Source organism: Brevibacillus sp. 1238 (genome assembly GCF_029892995.1).
In the GTDB taxonomy this organism is placed as follows: domain Bacteria; phylum Bacillota; class Bacilli; order Brevibacillales; family Brevibacillaceae; genus Brevibacillus; species Brevibacillus parabrevis.
Genome location: NZ_JARXWC010000004.1, coordinates 276,682 through 291,930 on the forward strand (window position 1 = coordinate 276,682; position 15,249 = coordinate 291,930).

A 15,249-nucleotide genomic window follows, 5' to 3' on the forward strand; every position below is an offset into this window, starting at 1 on the left:
ATGTGATCAAAGACAAGCTGACTGCCCCACAAATAACCGTACAGTTGTTTGCCGCAATCGTGGGAGTCGGCATTTTGTCCTTGCCGGAAACCGTCGGGAACAAGGCTGGCGTCGACAGCTGGATCGTCATCATGGTTTCCGGCCTGGTTGCGATGGTTGCTGTATCGATGATGGCTTATGTCGGGTCGCGATTCCCCGGGAAAGGGATCATTGAATACGGTCCTTTTCTGTTCGGCCGCTTTCTCGGCCTGGTGACCTTGCTTGCTTTTCTGGTCTATTTTTTGATGTTCGTCGGGACAGTCGTCCGCATCTCTGCCGATGTAACCAAGCTGTTTTTGCTCGACCAAACCCCTATAGAAGTGGTCATTATCGGCATGCTCAGTGTGAGTACCTATTTGATCATGCACGGAGTCAATGCCATTGCCCGGTTCAACGAGGTGATTCAGCCGATTGCGGTGTTGATTTTGCTGCTCGTCCTGACCCAAACCGTCCGCGACACCGACATCGGCCGCCTGCTCCCCATCATGGGTGACGGGATCGCCCCGTTGCTGCACGCCTTTCCGACCACCTTTTTTTCCTATCTCGGATTCGAGATTTTGCTGTTCATTCAGCCATTCATGGAAAAACCGGCCCTCGGGCAAAAAAGCGCCCTGATCGGAGTTGCCGCTACTCTTTTTCTGTACACGCTGGTCACAGCCCTCTGCCTTGCCGTGTTAGGCGGTCATGAAGTTACGCTGGTTGAATACCCTACGCTGGCGATCATTAAAAATATTGAGGTGCCTGGCGCTTTCATCGAAAGGCTCGATTCCATCATGATGATGGTCTGGATTCCTTTTGCCATCACCACGATCGTCATGTTTCATTTTTGTGCCAGTCTGATCGCCTCCCGCTTGCTCAAACTCCAGGAGCACAGAGTCATTGCCTTGCTGCTCATGCCTATCGTGTTTTTGATTGCCGTCCTGCCACGCAACACGCTGGAAGTGGACGAATGGAGCAAATGGTCCAGCTATCTTGGCTTCGGCCTGATTATCGTCATTCCGCCTTGTCTCTGCCTCATGTACAAATGGAAAGCAAGAAGGCGGGCACACGCATGAGAAAAAGTCCCGTCTCCCGTCTGTTCGCACTCCTCATGCTGCCAGTCTTGCTCACCGGATGCTGGGACAGGGTGGAAATTCAAGATCGACTGTTTGTGCTGGCTGCTGGCATTGACAAGAACGTGCAAAAAGAACAGAAACGGTCTTATTATGAATTTACCGCCCAGTTGGTCGAGCCACGCGCCTTGTCCGGCAAAGTATCCTTGCCGAACGTCTCTCCCGTCTGGAATCCGACTTCCTCCGGGCCGTCGATTTTTGAGTGCATTCGCCTGATGGCGACGCGCGTGGCGAGACAGCCGTACTATGAGCATCTGCAGGCAATCATTATCGGGGAGGAGCTGGCGAAGGAAGGCATCGACAGGTCATTGGATCTCTTTTACCGCGATCACGAGTCGCGCCGCAAAATCAAGCTGATCATCGCCAAAGGAAAGGCAAAAGAGGCTCTTTATGTCAAACCGCGGCTGATGCCCTTGCCTGGTCGCTACATTAGCAAGCTGACGGAAGAAGGAGAATCGAAAACAGCCAGATTGCCTGCGACCACATCCATCGGGGAATTTTCCCGCAACTTCCACAACGGAGAAAACAGCATCCTCCCCGCTATTCGAGTCGAGCAAAACGAGGTGAAAATGGCGGGAGGCGCGATCATGAGAGGAGACCGACTGATTGGTTGGCTAAGCGATCATGAAATAAAAACGCTCCGCTGGATTAACGGAACGTTTTCGAAAGGCGATGAGGTGATCGTCAAGCTAACGGACGCGGATGAACGGCCCTCTTTCATCACAATGGAAGTAAAGGGCGCCCGTTCCACCGTGAAAACATCGGTCGAAAACGGAAAGCCCGTGATTACCCTTTTGATTCGCGGAGAGGGCAATATCGCAGAAGACGGCTTTGGCAATAAGCCTACCATGGAGAAAATCAAGAAAAAAGAGGAGCAGATCAATCATGCGCTCAAGCAGAGAGTGGAGAAGCTGATCGCCATGATGCAGCAAAAACACGGGATCGATATTTTCGGCTTCGGCGAAGAGTTCCGCAGATTTCAGTATGCTTACTGGAAAGCCCACAAACATGAGTGGGATGCCTTGTTCAAAGAAGCAGAAATCCGCATAGACGTGCAAACGTTCATCCGCCGTTACGGCCAATTCAAATAGCAATGAAATGAGCGACAAGCACGATTCCTGACAAGATCAGCAAAAGGTAGCCGCCACCTTTGGCAAAGGCCGCATCACGGGTCAGCTGCCGATTGCGGTAGGCGACATAGTACCGAAAACGCAAAATCAGGCCGACCACAAAAAGCAAAATGACCAAATAATAAGAGGTCAGGGATTCGAGAAATCCGATAACAAGCGAAAATCCCATCGTACTCCCCCTTTTCCATCCTGGTGTGATTTTCCTAGTATGGTCCAGGGGTACGTTCCTTATCGCTTGCTCATTTGAAGCACCTTTTTCAGGCGGCGAATCCCTTCCCTGATTTTGTCCGGCTCTTCCCACGAATACGTCAGCCGGAGCCACCCCGGCTCGGCACCATACACCCCGCCCGGAGTGAAGACGACTCCCTCCCGGATTGCACGATCCAGCAGCTCCTGTTCCTCTAGCGGCTCATGCAGTTGGCAACAGATGTGATAGCTGCCCGCTGGTCTGTTCCAGGCAGCATATTGTTGCAATTCGGTTTCCAAAGCAGCGTTCATCGCCTGTTGCTGCTCTCGCAAGTAAATGGCGAGTTTGTTTATTTGCTCCTGCCAGCTTGCTTCCTGCAAAAAATGACGCGCAAGCTGCTGCGAGATACTGCTTGTGCCGAAGTCCATCTGCTGCTTGGCGTCAGCAAGCCGCTCCACGACAGAGCGCGGCCCCACCAGCCAACCGATCCGCAGCCCCGGAGCTACCGTCTTGGACACACTGTTGACGTAAAGCACATGTCCCGCTTGGTCAATCGCCTTGATCGGTCGCGGAGGAAGTGCCGCTCCTGCCAGACTGAGCGCCCCGTAGGCGTCATCCTCCACCAAAGGAATCCGCAATTCCTGGCACGCGGCCAAAAGCTGCGCCCGCCTCGGTTCACTCATCACAATTCCGGTCGGATTATGGTATGTCGGATTGGCGAAAACCATTTTGATCCGCTGTTCTCGATGCAACGCAACCAGTGCCTCCGTGATGATCCCTTGCTCGTCTTGCGGCAGCCGAAACAGCCGCAGCCCGGCCGAGCTGAACAGCGGCAAGGAATACGAGTAAGACGGCCCTTCCATCGCGACCGCATCGCCCGGATTCAACAGGCACTGCGTAATCAGATGCAGCGCCTGCTGCGCCCCGGAGGTCACCAAAATTTCCTCGCTGTCCGCTTTGATCCCGTAATGCTGCGCCAAATGCTCGGACAGCACGGCCCGCAGTCCCGGATCTCCTTTTGGCTGCGCGTAGCCAAGCTCCAGGCGCATATGCTTCAAACCGCCCAACTGCTCGGCAGACATAGACGGAATCATCGCCGTATGCAGCTCTGCTTTCGCCAGGTTAATGATCGAGGAATCCAGGCAAGCATCCTGGATGCGTTTGGCAAGCGGATAGGCAGGCAAAAACGCCCCTCCGTTCGTGTATTTGTACCAGTTCGGCATTTGCTGGACTCCCCACAAATGTCGGCTGACCCATGTACCGCTTCCTTGCCACGATTGCAACAGCCCTGTTGCCCGCAATTCCTCATATGCCGCTGATACCGTTCCCCGGTTTACGCCGAATCTTCTCGCCAATACCCGCTCGGGCGGCAAAGAAGCGCCTGGCGGCAGCTCCCCGGATACGATTTGCTGCTCCAATCTTTTCGCGATTTGCTGATACACCGGAATCCCCGCAAGCTTGTCAGGCTTCCACTCCATCTCGTTCCCGCCTCTTCACCGTCTTTTTTTCCATTAGCTTCGACAAATTGGCCTACTCATCCTGCTGCCAATTGGCCCTACCGTTCCCATCCGTCCTCTACTAAGCTGAAAGCACACTGTTCGCATTTCTCATCAACAAAGGACGGGATCACAAATGAAAGCAGACTCTCTACCGGAGGAAGCACACACAAAACGGGCGCAAGACACGCCCGCACAAGCAAAGCCTGACGGCGGCATGACCTTGGAAAAGGCGGGCATGCTATACGGCTTGCTCGGCGTATGCAGCTTCAGCCTCACCCTGCCTGTGACAAAAGTGGTCGTCACTGCGCTCTCGCCCGCATCGGCCGGACTTGGCCGTGCGCTGATCGCTGCCATCTTGGCTGCATTAGTTCTCGTGTTCAAGCGCGTTCCGCTGCCGTCCTTGGCCCAATTCAGCCAGCTCGTCCTCGTTTCCGCTGGCGTGGTGATCGGCTTTCCTTTTTTCTCCTCATGGGCAATGGAGCGCGTGCCCGCTACCCACGGCGCGGTCATTATCGCCCTGCTGCCGCTCGCAACAGCAGGCGCAGCCGCCTTTTTTGCCGGAGAGCGCCCGGGAAAAACGTACTGGCTTTCCAGCATAGTCGCGTGCCTGACGATTATCGGCTACGCTGTTCTCTCCGGGTTTGGCGCCTTGCAATGGGCTGACCTCGCGTTGCTCGGAGCCGTCGTGTCCGCTGCCATCGGCTACGCCGTCGGCGGGCAGCTCTCCAAAACGCTTGGCGGCTGGCAAGTGATCAGCTGGTCGTTGATTATCGCTTTCCCGTTTCTCGTCGTGCCGATCGCGGGTCCGCTCCTGACGGAATTGCAGCATGCCTCCTGGACCGTCTGGGCTGGCTTTGGCTACATCAGCGTCGTCAGCATGTTTCTCGGCTTTTTTGCCTGGTATCACGGCCTTGCGCTTGGCGGCGTCGCCCGCGTCAGCCAGACCCAATACTTCCAGCCGTTTTTGTCGATTATCGCCTCCTGGCTGCTTCTCTCCGAGCCTTTTACATGGGGAGCCGTGCTGGCGACCGTCATTGTCGCGCTCGCTGTTGCCAAAGGAAAAAATGCCTCTGTCACCGTAAAACAGCCAGCGCCGTCCACAAACAGCAGATAACAACTGCTTCCGCCAAGCTCACAAGCATCTTGTCTGCTGCACATAAAAAAGCACCGCCCACAAACAGCAGGCAGCGACTCCTTTCCACCAAGCTCACAGGCATCTTGTCTGCTGCGCATAAAAAAGCACCGCTCCCCGATGAAAAGGACGGTGCTTTTGCTGCTATCGTTCCATTAGCCAACTGGTCAATTCGTCTGATCCAGCATGTTTCCCATATATCCCGGGCGATAGACTGGATCGCTCAACGCTTGCAAAACCTGATCGGGCCGCGCGCTATGATACTGTGGCAACGTTCGCCACTCCTCCAGCGTCACCCAGCCTGCCCAATCGATCTCTTCGTCCTCCAGCCCGCCGGGAATCGGCGTCTTGTCCTCTCCCACCAGCTTGGCGAGGACAGCAATCCCCACCGTATGCTTGCCAGTGCCTTCCTGATCAATCCGGTCGTCCACCCAGAGCAGACGCTCCATTTCGACCAGCAGTCCGGTCTCTTCCCATACTTCCCGCCTCGTGGCGTCCGGGATGGCTTCCAAATACTCCACATTTCCACCCGGCAAGCTGTAACAGGTTCCGTTTTTGCCCTTTTCCCGAATCACCAGCACTTTTCCTTCGTGCCAGACCACTACTGTGACTCGCAAACGTATTTCTTTCATCCCGCTCGCTCCCTTCTCAGATGGCAGGGGTACGCATAACATGCAGGGAATCGACACCGGAGTGCGCAAAACATTCCTGCAAGGCATCCAGTCCAAAACGCTCGACATACCCGGCTTCCGATTCTGCGATCGCATGCAGCATCATGAAGCGGATGACGTCGGCGCCGTTCGTATAATATTCAAAGCCGACCTCTTCAAAATAGGCGGGGGTAAGCACGGCGTGATTCAGCACAGAGCCTTCGACAATCGCCTCTTCCAGCTTGAACAGCTCTCCTGCCTGCACGCGCTTCTGCTCCTGTTCCCACTGACGGATCACCGCCGACGCAATCGTCGCCAGATGCGCGATCATTCCTTTTTGAAACTGATAGGAATACAGCATGCATTCGCTCGCTCCGGTCTTGTGCAACTCCAGCGTCACGTATGTCCACCATCCGCGCCTGCGCGATGCCGGATAAACCGCAATCAGCACATCCGCCGCTTCGAGCTGATACAATTCTCCCCGACACCCGAAAAAACGCTCGCAATGATCGATCAGTTGCCCTGTTACTAGCATATGTATATCCTCGCTTCAACAAGAAAAAAATGTGCGGTTCACCCGAAAAAAGCATGCTCCGAATCGCAAGCATACTGAGCGTATCTTATTTCCGATCCAGCCCCTTGACCATACCTATTTATTTTATCATTGCCCCAAACGAATGTACATGTTCCCCAATTTCTTTCAGCAGCGGAACATTATGCAAAGTATTCACAAAATCATCGCATTTTCCTATAGATTTTCTGGTAAAATTTGAAAAGTGTTTTCTTAACCTATCAGACAATCAGACAAGAAAAAGGGGTCGGCAGCATTGATTGAAGTAGAAAAGAAGTGGAGAGAACTACTGGATTTTTACGCTTTGACGGAGGCGGATCTGGATTTGTTAGCTCGTCACAAAGAGTACGTCCAGACTCACCTGCACGAAATTGTTGACTGTTTTTACGAAGAACTGGAAAAGCATTCGCATCTGCGCAAGTTGATACAGGCGAATGCAGCGGTCGACAGACTGAAAAACATGCAGTATGACTACGTGGAATCGCTGACGAGCAATGTCATCGACGCCCACTACATCACAAGTCGCCAACGGATCGGCTCCACTCATGCCAGAATCGGTTTGTCCGCTTCCTGGTTTTTGGGGGGCTATTCTCTTTATTTGCGGCTGTTTTCCCAAAGGCTGCACTCCCTCAGCGATCCGGATGCCTTTTACCAGGCGCTGTCCAAAAGGGTGTTCTTTGATTCCGCGATCATTCTGGAACAATACATAGGCGAAACTATGCGCGAAAATGCGATCTACCGCGAGAACATGGAGCAAATGGCTGCCGAGTTAAGCACGACTACCCAGGAAGCGTTGCGCATCTCCTCTGTGTTTGCCGAGTCTGCAACCAATCTTGCCGTATACAATGAAGAGATCGCCCAATCCATGCGCGTGCTCAAAGAGCAAAACGAAGAAATCGAGAAATTGAGCGGCTTCGTATCCGATGTGTCTGTGCAGACGAATTTGCTGGGCTTGAATGCAGCCATCGAAGCGGCGCGAGCGGGAGAACACGGGCGCGGCTTTGGCGTCGTCGCCGATGAAGTGCGCAAGCTCGCGGACAAGTCAAACGCTTCTTCCAAAGAAATCAATCATTCGCTTGGCAGCATGGTTTCCCAACTGCAAAAAATCGAGCAACAGGTCACGCTTTCCGCGCAATCAGCCGATCAGCTCGATTCCACTTCCGAGCAATTATTATCGATTATCCAAGCCTTGGATGAGCTGTCTTGCCGCTTGCAAAGCAGGCAATAGTCTTTTTCAGTCGACAGCCGAGCGGGGCGAATATGTCCCGCTTGGCTGTTTTTTTGCTCACGGTGCGTCCCATTGCGGCTTTCATCGCAATCCCGGCAAGCCTTTTTCGGCAAAAGAAAACCCCCGGACTTTTCCCGGGGGCCGCTGATGGAGCTTTCATGCACAACATTATCGACGTTCTATGACCTCAAACTCCACGATGGCATTCGTGTATCCGTCTACCGTGATAGCAAATTCATACGTACCAGGCGCATAGTTTCTTCCCTGAACATTCATGATAACTTTTCCTGGCTGAGTGGTATCCAGCCGGAATCCGTCAATCCATCTTTCGTTCGAGCGATCCCATACTTTCGTGATGTGTTCGCGCCAGCTTGGATCGTCCGAAAACGTGATGTGAAATTCATGCTCACTCACGACCGTCCCTGTTAAGGCAGGGGGCGCCACTGGCGGAGCCATGTCAATCTCGACTGTCACATCCTGGTAGCCTGTTGCGGAAATGACAAATTCGTATCTCCCCGGCTCATAGACGTAGTTCGACTGATTCATCATGATTTTTCCGGCTTGTGTCGTATCGATGTCACTCTCAGCGATGATCCTGTTTTCTGTTTTGTTGCGGATACGGAAAATGTTCTCGCGCCAATTCAAGTTATCGGCAAACGCGATTTCAAACATGCCGTTGCTTTTGAGCACAACGTTCAAAGCAGGTGCCGGCAATCCGCTATTCTCGACTTGCTCCCATCTTTTGCGCGGGAGTTTTGTTCGAGCCTACACCGTGCGGGCGACTTTCATCGCACACGGCGTTCCATCAGCGGATAAGAAAAATTTTACAACGGGCACGATTATTGTAGGAGAAATCATCATTTCCCCTCCACTATCCAAGGTTAAGTGTTTGATCATTGAAAAAGGAGCGTCCAGGTCGACGCCCCTTTTCTCCTGCCTTACTTCGGATCGGCAAGGTTCATCTTTTGTTGCTTCATCAAGTATTCCACCAGCGCAGATTGATCGATATTCTTGTCCCAATCAGGATTGTTCTTCGATTTGACCAGGTTAAATCCGATTGCGTAGTATGCATTTTGCTCTGCCCAAGTGTAGCTGACATGAAGCAGCTGTGGAGAGGCATTCTCCTGAAGCACTTCTGTTTTGATCACTTCTTTTCCAGCAATGGAGACAGAACTGGCTTTTCCTGTACGTTTCTCTGTGGAGCCGTCCAGGACCATTCCGGTTTTTTTGAACTGCTCCAACAAGTTAGCGTCTTTGAACTGCACAAACCAGAATTGGTAAATCCCTTCCTGGTTGATGTCCGCTCCCATGTACTCCATATTGAGCAGCTGGCTTTCACTTGCCTTGCCGTCCTTCTCCCCTAGATAAATTGCTGCTGGTTGAAGTTGAGCACGTTCGATCCGATACTTCCCGAGGGGCTGAACGGGAAATTTGGGTGCAAATCCGATCGCTTTTTGCACTTGCTGCAAATCGTCGGTGTCATAAATATCGTGGGACGCGCCTTTTCGTTGCGAGGTGTATTGTTTGTAGACCTGCTGATCAGGAGCTGTCATGCTAGTGATCATTTTGGCGAAATCGGCATCTGTGATGTCTTTTCCAAGAACGCCATCCAGGCGATTATGGATGCGATACTGTACGCCGTTATCCAGTCAGACGCTGTATTTGTCCACTTCCTTTTCCCTGTGGGCAGCCGCCTTTAGCACATTCACTCCTTGTACATTCAGCGTTTCCTTTTTCATCTCTTTGATGCTGCCGTCCCGGATGGGCCAGCCCAGCTCTTCTTCTTTGACAATTTCCGTGTAAGCGGCATCCAGCCCCACTCCGCCACGGATTGCGGTAATTTCCAGGCCACCGTCAATGTAATCATGCTCTCCGTCATTTCCCATCTTTTGCAAATACATGCGAACCATTGTCCGTTTTTTGCCTGTATGTTTGTTCTCGTCTGATCCGTGCTTCATGACATCCTCAGGTCCTACATCGATGCCTAGCAACATATAGCCTTTTGGTAAAGCAGCGGGAACTTTAAACGGAAAATCCGCGACCTTGACTGCTCTCTCCAATTCCGTATAGCTTCGAATCGGCGCATCAACCAGCACTTCCTTTTTGTTCGCCGCCAAACTGCTCACAGCATGGCTCTCCTGTATGGTTCCTGCTCCTGGCTGGGCCGCATGGGTCAACGCCGCTGTCCCGATGCAAACGACGCACACGACAGCGATTGCCGACAAGCGGTAAGAGCCTTTTTTAAACGATTGGATCATCGTAATCCTCCTGAGAATTTCCTTTTTATCGTTCGATTCGAAAAAGAACAGCAACGGTTGCCGGCTCTGTTTCGTCGATGCATGCTTGAGAAACTCAATCATGGTCAGTCCATAAGGGATCGCCTCGGCTTCTCCCAAAACTTCCAGCGCACATGCGTCACACGCAAGCTCTCCGTCTGTTTTCATCTTTTTCATGCACAACCAGACAAGCGGATTCATCCAGTGAATCGCCAACGCCAAAACGCTCAGCGTGTTCCACAGTGTATCCCGTCTTTTTACGTGGGCTACCTCATGCGCCAGAACGTGGGCGAGTTGAACATGGTCCAACTCCTTTTCCATCGCTTGTGGCAAATACACCCGCGGAGCGAGTATTCCGAAAACGTACGGGCCGATCGAATCGCTTCCCGTATACAAAGGAATGGGCTGCCTGATGCGGAACTTCCGGCGGCAATTGTTCATGACAGCCAGAGTCTGCTCGTCCGTAATCCGTTTGTATGTCCGAAACCGTCTCTTTATTTTTTGCGTATAGGCGAACAATGCGGCGATGATCGTCACGGAGCCGATCAGCCACACCAGTGAAATCAATTGCAAGGCAAGACCATGCCGGGATGCAGCAGGAGCTTGTTGCTGTTGAGCTTGTTCGGGAAGAACAGGCTTCGCGATCCCATGATTTTTCTCGTTCATCGTGGTAAAATGGTTTGGAGTAGATACATTTTCTTGGCTGTTTTGTGGTAATTTCTTGGACGTTTGCCCGTCCGCAAAAGGATTTAGCGCAAGAACAGCTCTTTTTATGTCGGAAGCATATGGCAGTCCGTGAAACATGCTGACAGGGCTGTCAGGGAAGTCAGGAAGCAGCAACCGAAGCAAGACGATCATCCACAGCAAATGGCGAAAGCGTGCACTCATGCGGCGATGAAACATTTTTTGCACAGACATCACCAGCAAGGCAACGACGCTCGCAGTCAGTGTGGAATAAAAGAACCATAAAAAAACGTCAACTACCATATCCATGTCTTTTCCCTCTTTTTATAGTTTCCAGCCTTTGCTTAGGTCTGAGAACCGTTTCCTTTTTCTCTTTTTTCTCCTGTAGCACCTGTTGCAAAAGTTCGATCACCCTATCGAACCGCCTGGTCGCTCCGCTCGCTGGAGTCGGACAAATAAATCGCAATCTGCTCAGCCGTGATCGGGCTTCTCTTCCAAATCTCTTTCATGTTTTCCGGTTCCGATTCAGATATTTTCGGCAATTCTCCCATGCATTCACTCCTTTAAATTTACAGTTGTAAATGATGCGTTGATAATATTACATCTGTAAATTTAAATTGTCAATATGAGGAAATCGAAAATTTGCGAGTATAACCAACTTCAAAGTACAGTCCGCAAGGGAACAGCCGGGTGTCTTCTCAGCAAAGACTTCCCTCCCCCTTTTTATTTTCTGATACGTTTGCCTATACTGGAAATTTATTGACCCGTCCAATTTATTTTGTGGTAAAGTGGGTATAGATACAGATAATGGAAAAGGAGGCTCGGTGTGGTGTCGCTTTCATTAGGTGAACTCATTAGCAGCCATCGTAGTCGACGCAATCTATCTCTTTCAGATCTCGCAGAAATGTCCGGGGTCAGCAAAAGTACCTTATCCTCCATTGAATCGGGGGAGACGAAGCGGCCCAGTTATACCACGTGGAAAAAAATAGCGGACGCTATGGATATAGCGCCTAGCACGATCATAAACGCTTTTGTAGACACGACCTATCATCCGAAAACGCTGGAAATTGTCCTGGCAGAGGTGATTCGGGAAGGCTGGGAAGCACTTGTCGCGAAAGTTGCCATTCGCTATTTGGAATCTCCCCGGATTGATACATTCAGAGCGTTGGATCATATCGACGGCACCGCCAGAGATACGGAGAACAAGCGAATCAAACGTATTTTATGCGATTCGATTATTACATTCACCAGAAGTCGGGGCATACCATCCTATCTCGCCAGCGCCCTGTATGAACGGTATTTGATCGAGCGAGACGACTTCTCCCGTTTCGAGGAAACGTATCGTCGCGGGAAGGAGCTGCTCCTCTACACCGAGCATCTCTATACAGAAGATCGCATCGACTACTATTACAAAATGGGTGTTCACGCCAACATTCTGGGACTGCACGACGAAAGCATCGAGTTATGCAGGCTGGGCTTGCGCGAGGATCGGACGGATAGCAAGCAAAAAGCATCGGCCTACATCTCGCTGTTCAACTCATGTGTCTACTTCGGAGACATCCACGTCGCTGCCATCTACTTGAAAGAATACGAGAACAGCCAATACGCCGATTTTCGCAAAAATCATTTTCGCGCCACCCTCTTGGCGAAAAAAGGCCAGCACGAGGAAGCGATCGAATTGTTTCGCGTCTGCTTGCAGGAGGCGAAAAAAGAAGGGCGGATATCCATCGTCGTCGACCTCATGGCATCTTACCTGGAGGCTGGAAAAACAGACGAGCTTCTGCGGCTGATCGAATCGGAAGATCAGTTTCTCCCGGAAGCCACGCCGCAACATCCTTATCGAATGAAAACATTGGCGCAATACTACAGGCGCAAGGCACTCTGCTTGATCTCGCTGGAGAAGTTCGATCAAGGATTCCACAGCCTGAGCGAAAGCATCAAATATTTCAAACAACTGGGCACAACCTCCGAGGTCATCGATGGCATCCGCCTGTTCCTCCGCCACCATCGCACAAACAACAAAAATCTATCTTTCAAAAATATGGAAATTCTTGAAGATATATGTGATAATATTATATAAACATAGAAAAGGAGGAAAGCTTCATGAAAAAGATTCTTTGGATTCTTGCTCTTGTCTTGTTCTTTTCCTCGCCCGTCGTATCAGAAGACGTCAGTGCCGCTGCAAAGCCAAAAGCGAAGCCTTATCTGGTGGAGCCGGATTGGTAATCGTTGTGAAAAGAGAGGCGATATTGCCTCTCTTTTTTTGTTTCGTGTCATTGTTATGTACGGGTTTGGTGGGGGTTTTGTCACGAGTGTTCTCGACTCGTTGCACGATGATTGTTCACGGGGCATGTGGGGCATGATGCGTACAATCCCGAACCATCATCCATTTTCCTTTCAGGTCCAGTAAATAGGATTTGCGGTCTTTCGCCAACATCTTTTAAATCGCAGGTCATTTTATCACCTCACTTTTTCACAATCATACATTTGTCCCAATAATAGAAAAGCCCTACCTCGGACTCAAAATCCGAAGCAGGGCTTCCGCGCTTATGTTGTCGCTTTTTCTGTTACTTGATCCAGCATTGTAGCATGATCCAAGACTAAAAAGCATTCTAGTGGCACGATTTTTTTTTAAAGAATAGATTTTTCGGATTTCCCATTAATTGATACACAATAACCAAAAGAATAATATGTAATATATTGTAGAAAAATGCAAAAAACATATACTTACAAAATTTGGTATTTGTTGGTATATTTTAAATTGTGCTGTTTTTATTATTATTAAAAAGGAGAGTTACCATGAATTTGTTTAAGAAATCAATCTTGTTAACATCGTGTTTAGGAGCTTTTTTTGCTTTGGGTTATGGTTTTGCAGAAGCAAGTAATGCTGATGTTGCATTTGCAAAGTGGGACCCTAATAAGGATTATGAATACACATTGGATAAATCAATCACTAAAAGTGAGAGAACTGCGATTATAACAGCTGATAACCAATGGAACAATGTTGATGATCCCGTCTATTATCTAAAGGAAAGTCCTGTAAAAACAGACATTGCTTCGTCAAAAAAAGATGCGATAAACATAATCTACACAGCCTCTCTTGGGACTACTGGTGGTAAACTTGCCGAAACAAGAGCTTATATCAACCGTTATGACTATGTTATCGAAGCAGATATAGTAGTCAACGAATCTTTTGCCTATTCGACCGGATCTAAACCTGATTCAAATACATTCCACCTACGAACCATCATGACTCACGAAATGGGACATGTACTTGGGATTGGTCATTTAGCAGATAAACCGGCTGTTATGTATGCAACTTTAGATAAGGATCAAGTGAAAATTCCTCTCTCAAAATATGATAAAGATGCTTATGTGATTAACCACTCTAAATAGCATCTAGGATTAAAAATAACAGGAGGTAAAAATAATGAAAATGAACATTAAAAGCGGAATAATCGCTTCTTCTATGATTTTAGCTTTTGGCCTTGGTTATGTGGTTTACGACACATATAATGTAACCAAGTCAACAATTCGTGTTGAAGGTACGTTAATCGAATTATCACCTGAGGAACTGGCTGCAGCAAGTTCCTTAATCATTGAAGGTAAAATTAATCACATTACACAGCCACAATGGAATACAGAGGATGGAAATGAGCCAGAAGTGATTGAGGATGCAGATGCAATTTATCGAGATATCACAATAAAAGTAAACAAAACGCATAAAGGTAAGGAATTAGACGAAGTCGTAGTTCGTGTTTACGGTGGAGAAACAGAAAACGTAATTATGGATATGGAAAATGCACCAGAATTTACTGAAAACGAGAAAGTCCTCCTATTTCTAAATGTTGATGATTCACCAGCGAACAAAACAAACTCTACTGATCACTATGCAATAGTGGGTTCCTACCAAGGAAAATTTAAAGTTAAAAATGATAAAGTTGACAATAAAAGAGAGAAATTCCAATTAAATGAGATAGTCGACATAATTGAAAGTCATAAAGATGACAAAAATCCTTTGCAGCAGTAAATCATGACGTTTTAACAGGAGTAACCCGCTAGTTGAGAATCTAACTAGCGGGTTACTCTCTTTTTACAAAAGTTCATATCGACAGGTCATTCTCTTTTCTTTATGAACTCCTTGTATAGCCTTCCAATCCACGATGACCCGCACCGGTCTTCGGATCGATGAAGCGCTGACGTTAACTTGGGATGACATTGACACCGAAACCGGCCGCTTAACGATCAATAAAACGCTGGTTTATCCGCTCAACTCGACGCCTTACATTTCGACGCCAAAGTCAAAGAACAGCGTGCGAGAATACTTCAAAGAGGTATGCAAGCGGGCCGAGCTTCCGGTTCTGTCTCCGCACGCTTTAAAGCACTCCCACGCGGTCCATCTTCTCAAAACCGGCGCAAATATAAAATACGTGTCCGAGCGACTAGGACACGCACGCAAGCGTCAAAGTCACAGCGGACACGTATTTACACATCACTAATAAGATTGAAAACGACGCACTCGCCCTTTACGAGAGGTACGTCCAAAATGGGCAAATCATGGGCAACCAGCCCAGCAGGAGCAGGAAAAGTCTATAATATTAAGCTTAACCGATGCTTCCCTCCATCTCGAACTTGATTAATTTTGCTCGAAATGACACGAACTGATTAGCAATAAATCCGGTCAGACCTTTGATATAAAGCCGTTCCTTCAAATGGTTTAAAATGGATTATAATTTCAACT

General features: G+C 49.4%; 16 protein-coding genes and 2 pseudogenes. 10 read left to right on the forward strand and 8 right to left on the reverse strand.

Annotated elements, in window-relative coordinates; all coding sequences use genetic code 11:
- Nucleotides 1-2: 2 nt before the first annotated feature.
- The gene (locus M2298_RS12260; protein WP_173596727.1) at nucleotides 3-1,094 is read left to right on the forward strand and encodes a GerAB/ArcD/ProY family transporter; all 1,092 of its coding nucleotides are present in this window, start codon (nucleotides 3-5) and stop codon (nucleotides 1,092-1,094) included.
- Nucleotides 1,091-2,242 carry a Ger(x)C family spore germination protein gene (locus M2298_RS12265; protein ID WP_167470296.1) on the forward strand — a complete coding sequence of 384 codons (1,152 nt, stop codon included), beginning with the start codon at nucleotides 1,091-1,093 and terminating at the stop codon, nucleotides 2,240-2,242. Before M2298_RS12260 ends, M2298_RS12265 begins: the two co-directional genes overlap by 4 nt.
- Here the strand turns inward: M2298_RS12265 and M2298_RS12270 are convergent.
- Complete coding sequence (locus M2298_RS12270; protein ID WP_173596726.1) at nucleotides 2,235-2,450, reverse strand: CLC_0170 family protein; 216 nt, start codon at nucleotides 2,448-2,450, stop codon at nucleotides 2,235-2,237. The genes M2298_RS12265 and M2298_RS12270 overlap by 8 nt on opposite strands.
- Before the next feature lie 59 nt (nucleotides 2,451-2,509).
- On the reverse strand, nucleotides 2,510-3,946 hold the full coding sequence (locus tag M2298_RS12275; RefSeq protein WP_280648570.1) for an aminotransferase-like domain-containing protein: 1,437 nt from the start codon (nucleotides 3,944-3,946) through the stop codon (nucleotides 2,510-2,512).
- A 235-nt stretch (nucleotides 3,947-4,181) separates the two neighbouring features.
- On the opposite strand from M2298_RS12275, the gene M2298_RS12280 reads away from it, so the two are divergent.
- The gene (locus M2298_RS12280) at nucleotides 4,182-5,081 is read left to right on the forward strand and encodes a DMT family transporter (protein ID WP_280648619.1); all 900 of its coding nucleotides are present in this window, start codon (nucleotides 4,182-4,184) and stop codon (nucleotides 5,079-5,081) included.
- Between the two features lie 185 nt (nucleotides 5,082-5,266).
- Here the strand turns inward: M2298_RS12280 and M2298_RS12285 are convergent, their stop codons facing one another.
- A complete protein-coding gene (locus tag M2298_RS12285; RefSeq protein WP_122964461.1) occupies nucleotides 5,267-5,731 on the reverse strand; it encodes an NUDIX domain-containing protein in 465 nt (154 codons plus the stop codon).
- 16 nt (nucleotides 5,732-5,747) lie between these two features.
- On the reverse strand, nucleotides 5,748-6,284 hold the full coding sequence (locus M2298_RS12290) for a suppressor of fused domain protein (protein WP_122964460.1): 537 nt from the start codon (nucleotides 6,282-6,284) through the stop codon (nucleotides 5,748-5,750).
- 292 nt (nucleotides 6,285-6,576) lie between these two features.
- On the opposite strand from M2298_RS12290, the pseudogene M2298_RS28255 reads away from it, so the two are divergent.
- Nucleotides 6,577-7,026 (forward strand): annotated as a pseudogene (locus M2298_RS28255) (protoglobin domain-containing protein); the annotation flags it as partial.
- A gap of 159 nt (nucleotides 7,027-7,185) precedes the next feature.
- Nucleotides 7,186-7,548: a methyl-accepting chemotaxis protein gene (locus tag M2298_RS28260; RefSeq protein ID WP_420840588.1), complete on the forward strand. Its 363-nt coding sequence runs from the start codon at nucleotides 7,186-7,188 to the stop codon at nucleotides 7,546-7,548.
- Between the two features lie 168 nt (nucleotides 7,549-7,716).
- Here the strand turns inward: M2298_RS28260 and M2298_RS12300 are convergent, their stop codons facing one another.
- The 4 genes from M2298_RS12300 to M2298_RS12315 form a co-directional block, all read right to left on the reverse strand.
- Nucleotides 7,717-8,262 carry a hemoblobin-interacting domain-containing protein gene (locus M2298_RS12300; protein WP_122964457.1) on the reverse strand — a complete coding sequence of 182 codons (546 nt, stop codon included), beginning with the start codon at nucleotides 8,260-8,262 and terminating at the stop codon, nucleotides 7,717-7,719.
- 224 nt (nucleotides 8,263-8,486) lie between these two features.
- A complete protein-coding gene (locus tag M2298_RS12305) occupies nucleotides 8,487-9,101 on the reverse strand; it encodes a hypothetical protein (protein WP_141254156.1) in 615 nt (204 codons plus the stop codon).
- A 96-nt stretch (nucleotides 9,102-9,197) separates the two neighbouring features.
- Nucleotides 9,198-10,817: a M56 family metallopeptidase gene (locus M2298_RS12310; protein WP_280648571.1), complete on the reverse strand. Its 1,620-nt coding sequence runs from the start codon at nucleotides 10,815-10,817 to the stop codon at nucleotides 9,198-9,200.
- Between the two features lie 104 nt (nucleotides 10,818-10,921).
- A complete protein-coding gene (locus M2298_RS12315) occupies nucleotides 10,922-11,059 on the reverse strand; it encodes a hypothetical protein (protein WP_173598508.1) in 138 nt (45 codons plus the stop codon).
- Between the two features lie 278 nt (nucleotides 11,060-11,337).
- Here M2298_RS12315 and M2298_RS12320 point away from each other — a divergent pair, with 278 nt between their 5' ends.
- From M2298_RS12320 to M2298_RS12340, 5 genes and pseudogenes are all read left to right on the forward strand, one after another.
- Nucleotides 11,338-12,588, forward strand: coding sequence for a helix-turn-helix domain-containing protein (locus M2298_RS12320; protein ID WP_122964737.1), 1,251 nt, complete (start codon nucleotides 11,338-11,340; stop codon nucleotides 12,586-12,588).
- Between the two features lie 23 nt (nucleotides 12,589-12,611).
- Nucleotides 12,612-12,734 carry a hypothetical protein gene (locus M2298_RS12325; RefSeq protein WP_255679174.1) on the forward strand — a complete coding sequence of 41 codons (123 nt, stop codon included), beginning with the start codon at nucleotides 12,612-12,614 and terminating at the stop codon, nucleotides 12,732-12,734.
- 573 nt (nucleotides 12,735-13,307) lie between these two features.
- Nucleotides 13,308-13,904 carry a matrixin family metalloprotease gene (locus tag M2298_RS12330; protein ID WP_280648572.1) on the forward strand — a complete coding sequence of 199 codons (597 nt, stop codon included), beginning with the start codon at nucleotides 13,308-13,310 and terminating at the stop codon, nucleotides 13,902-13,904.
- A gap of 34 nt (nucleotides 13,905-13,938) precedes the next feature.
- Nucleotides 13,939-14,538: a hypothetical protein gene (locus M2298_RS12335; protein ID WP_122964453.1), complete on the forward strand. Its 600-nt coding sequence runs from the start codon at nucleotides 13,939-13,941 to the stop codon at nucleotides 14,536-14,538.
- Between the two features lie 127 nt (nucleotides 14,539-14,665).
- Nucleotides 14,666-15,104, forward strand: a pseudogene (locus M2298_RS12340) (site-specific integrase); the annotation flags it as partial.
- Between the last annotated feature and the right edge of the window lie 145 nt (nucleotides 15,105-15,249).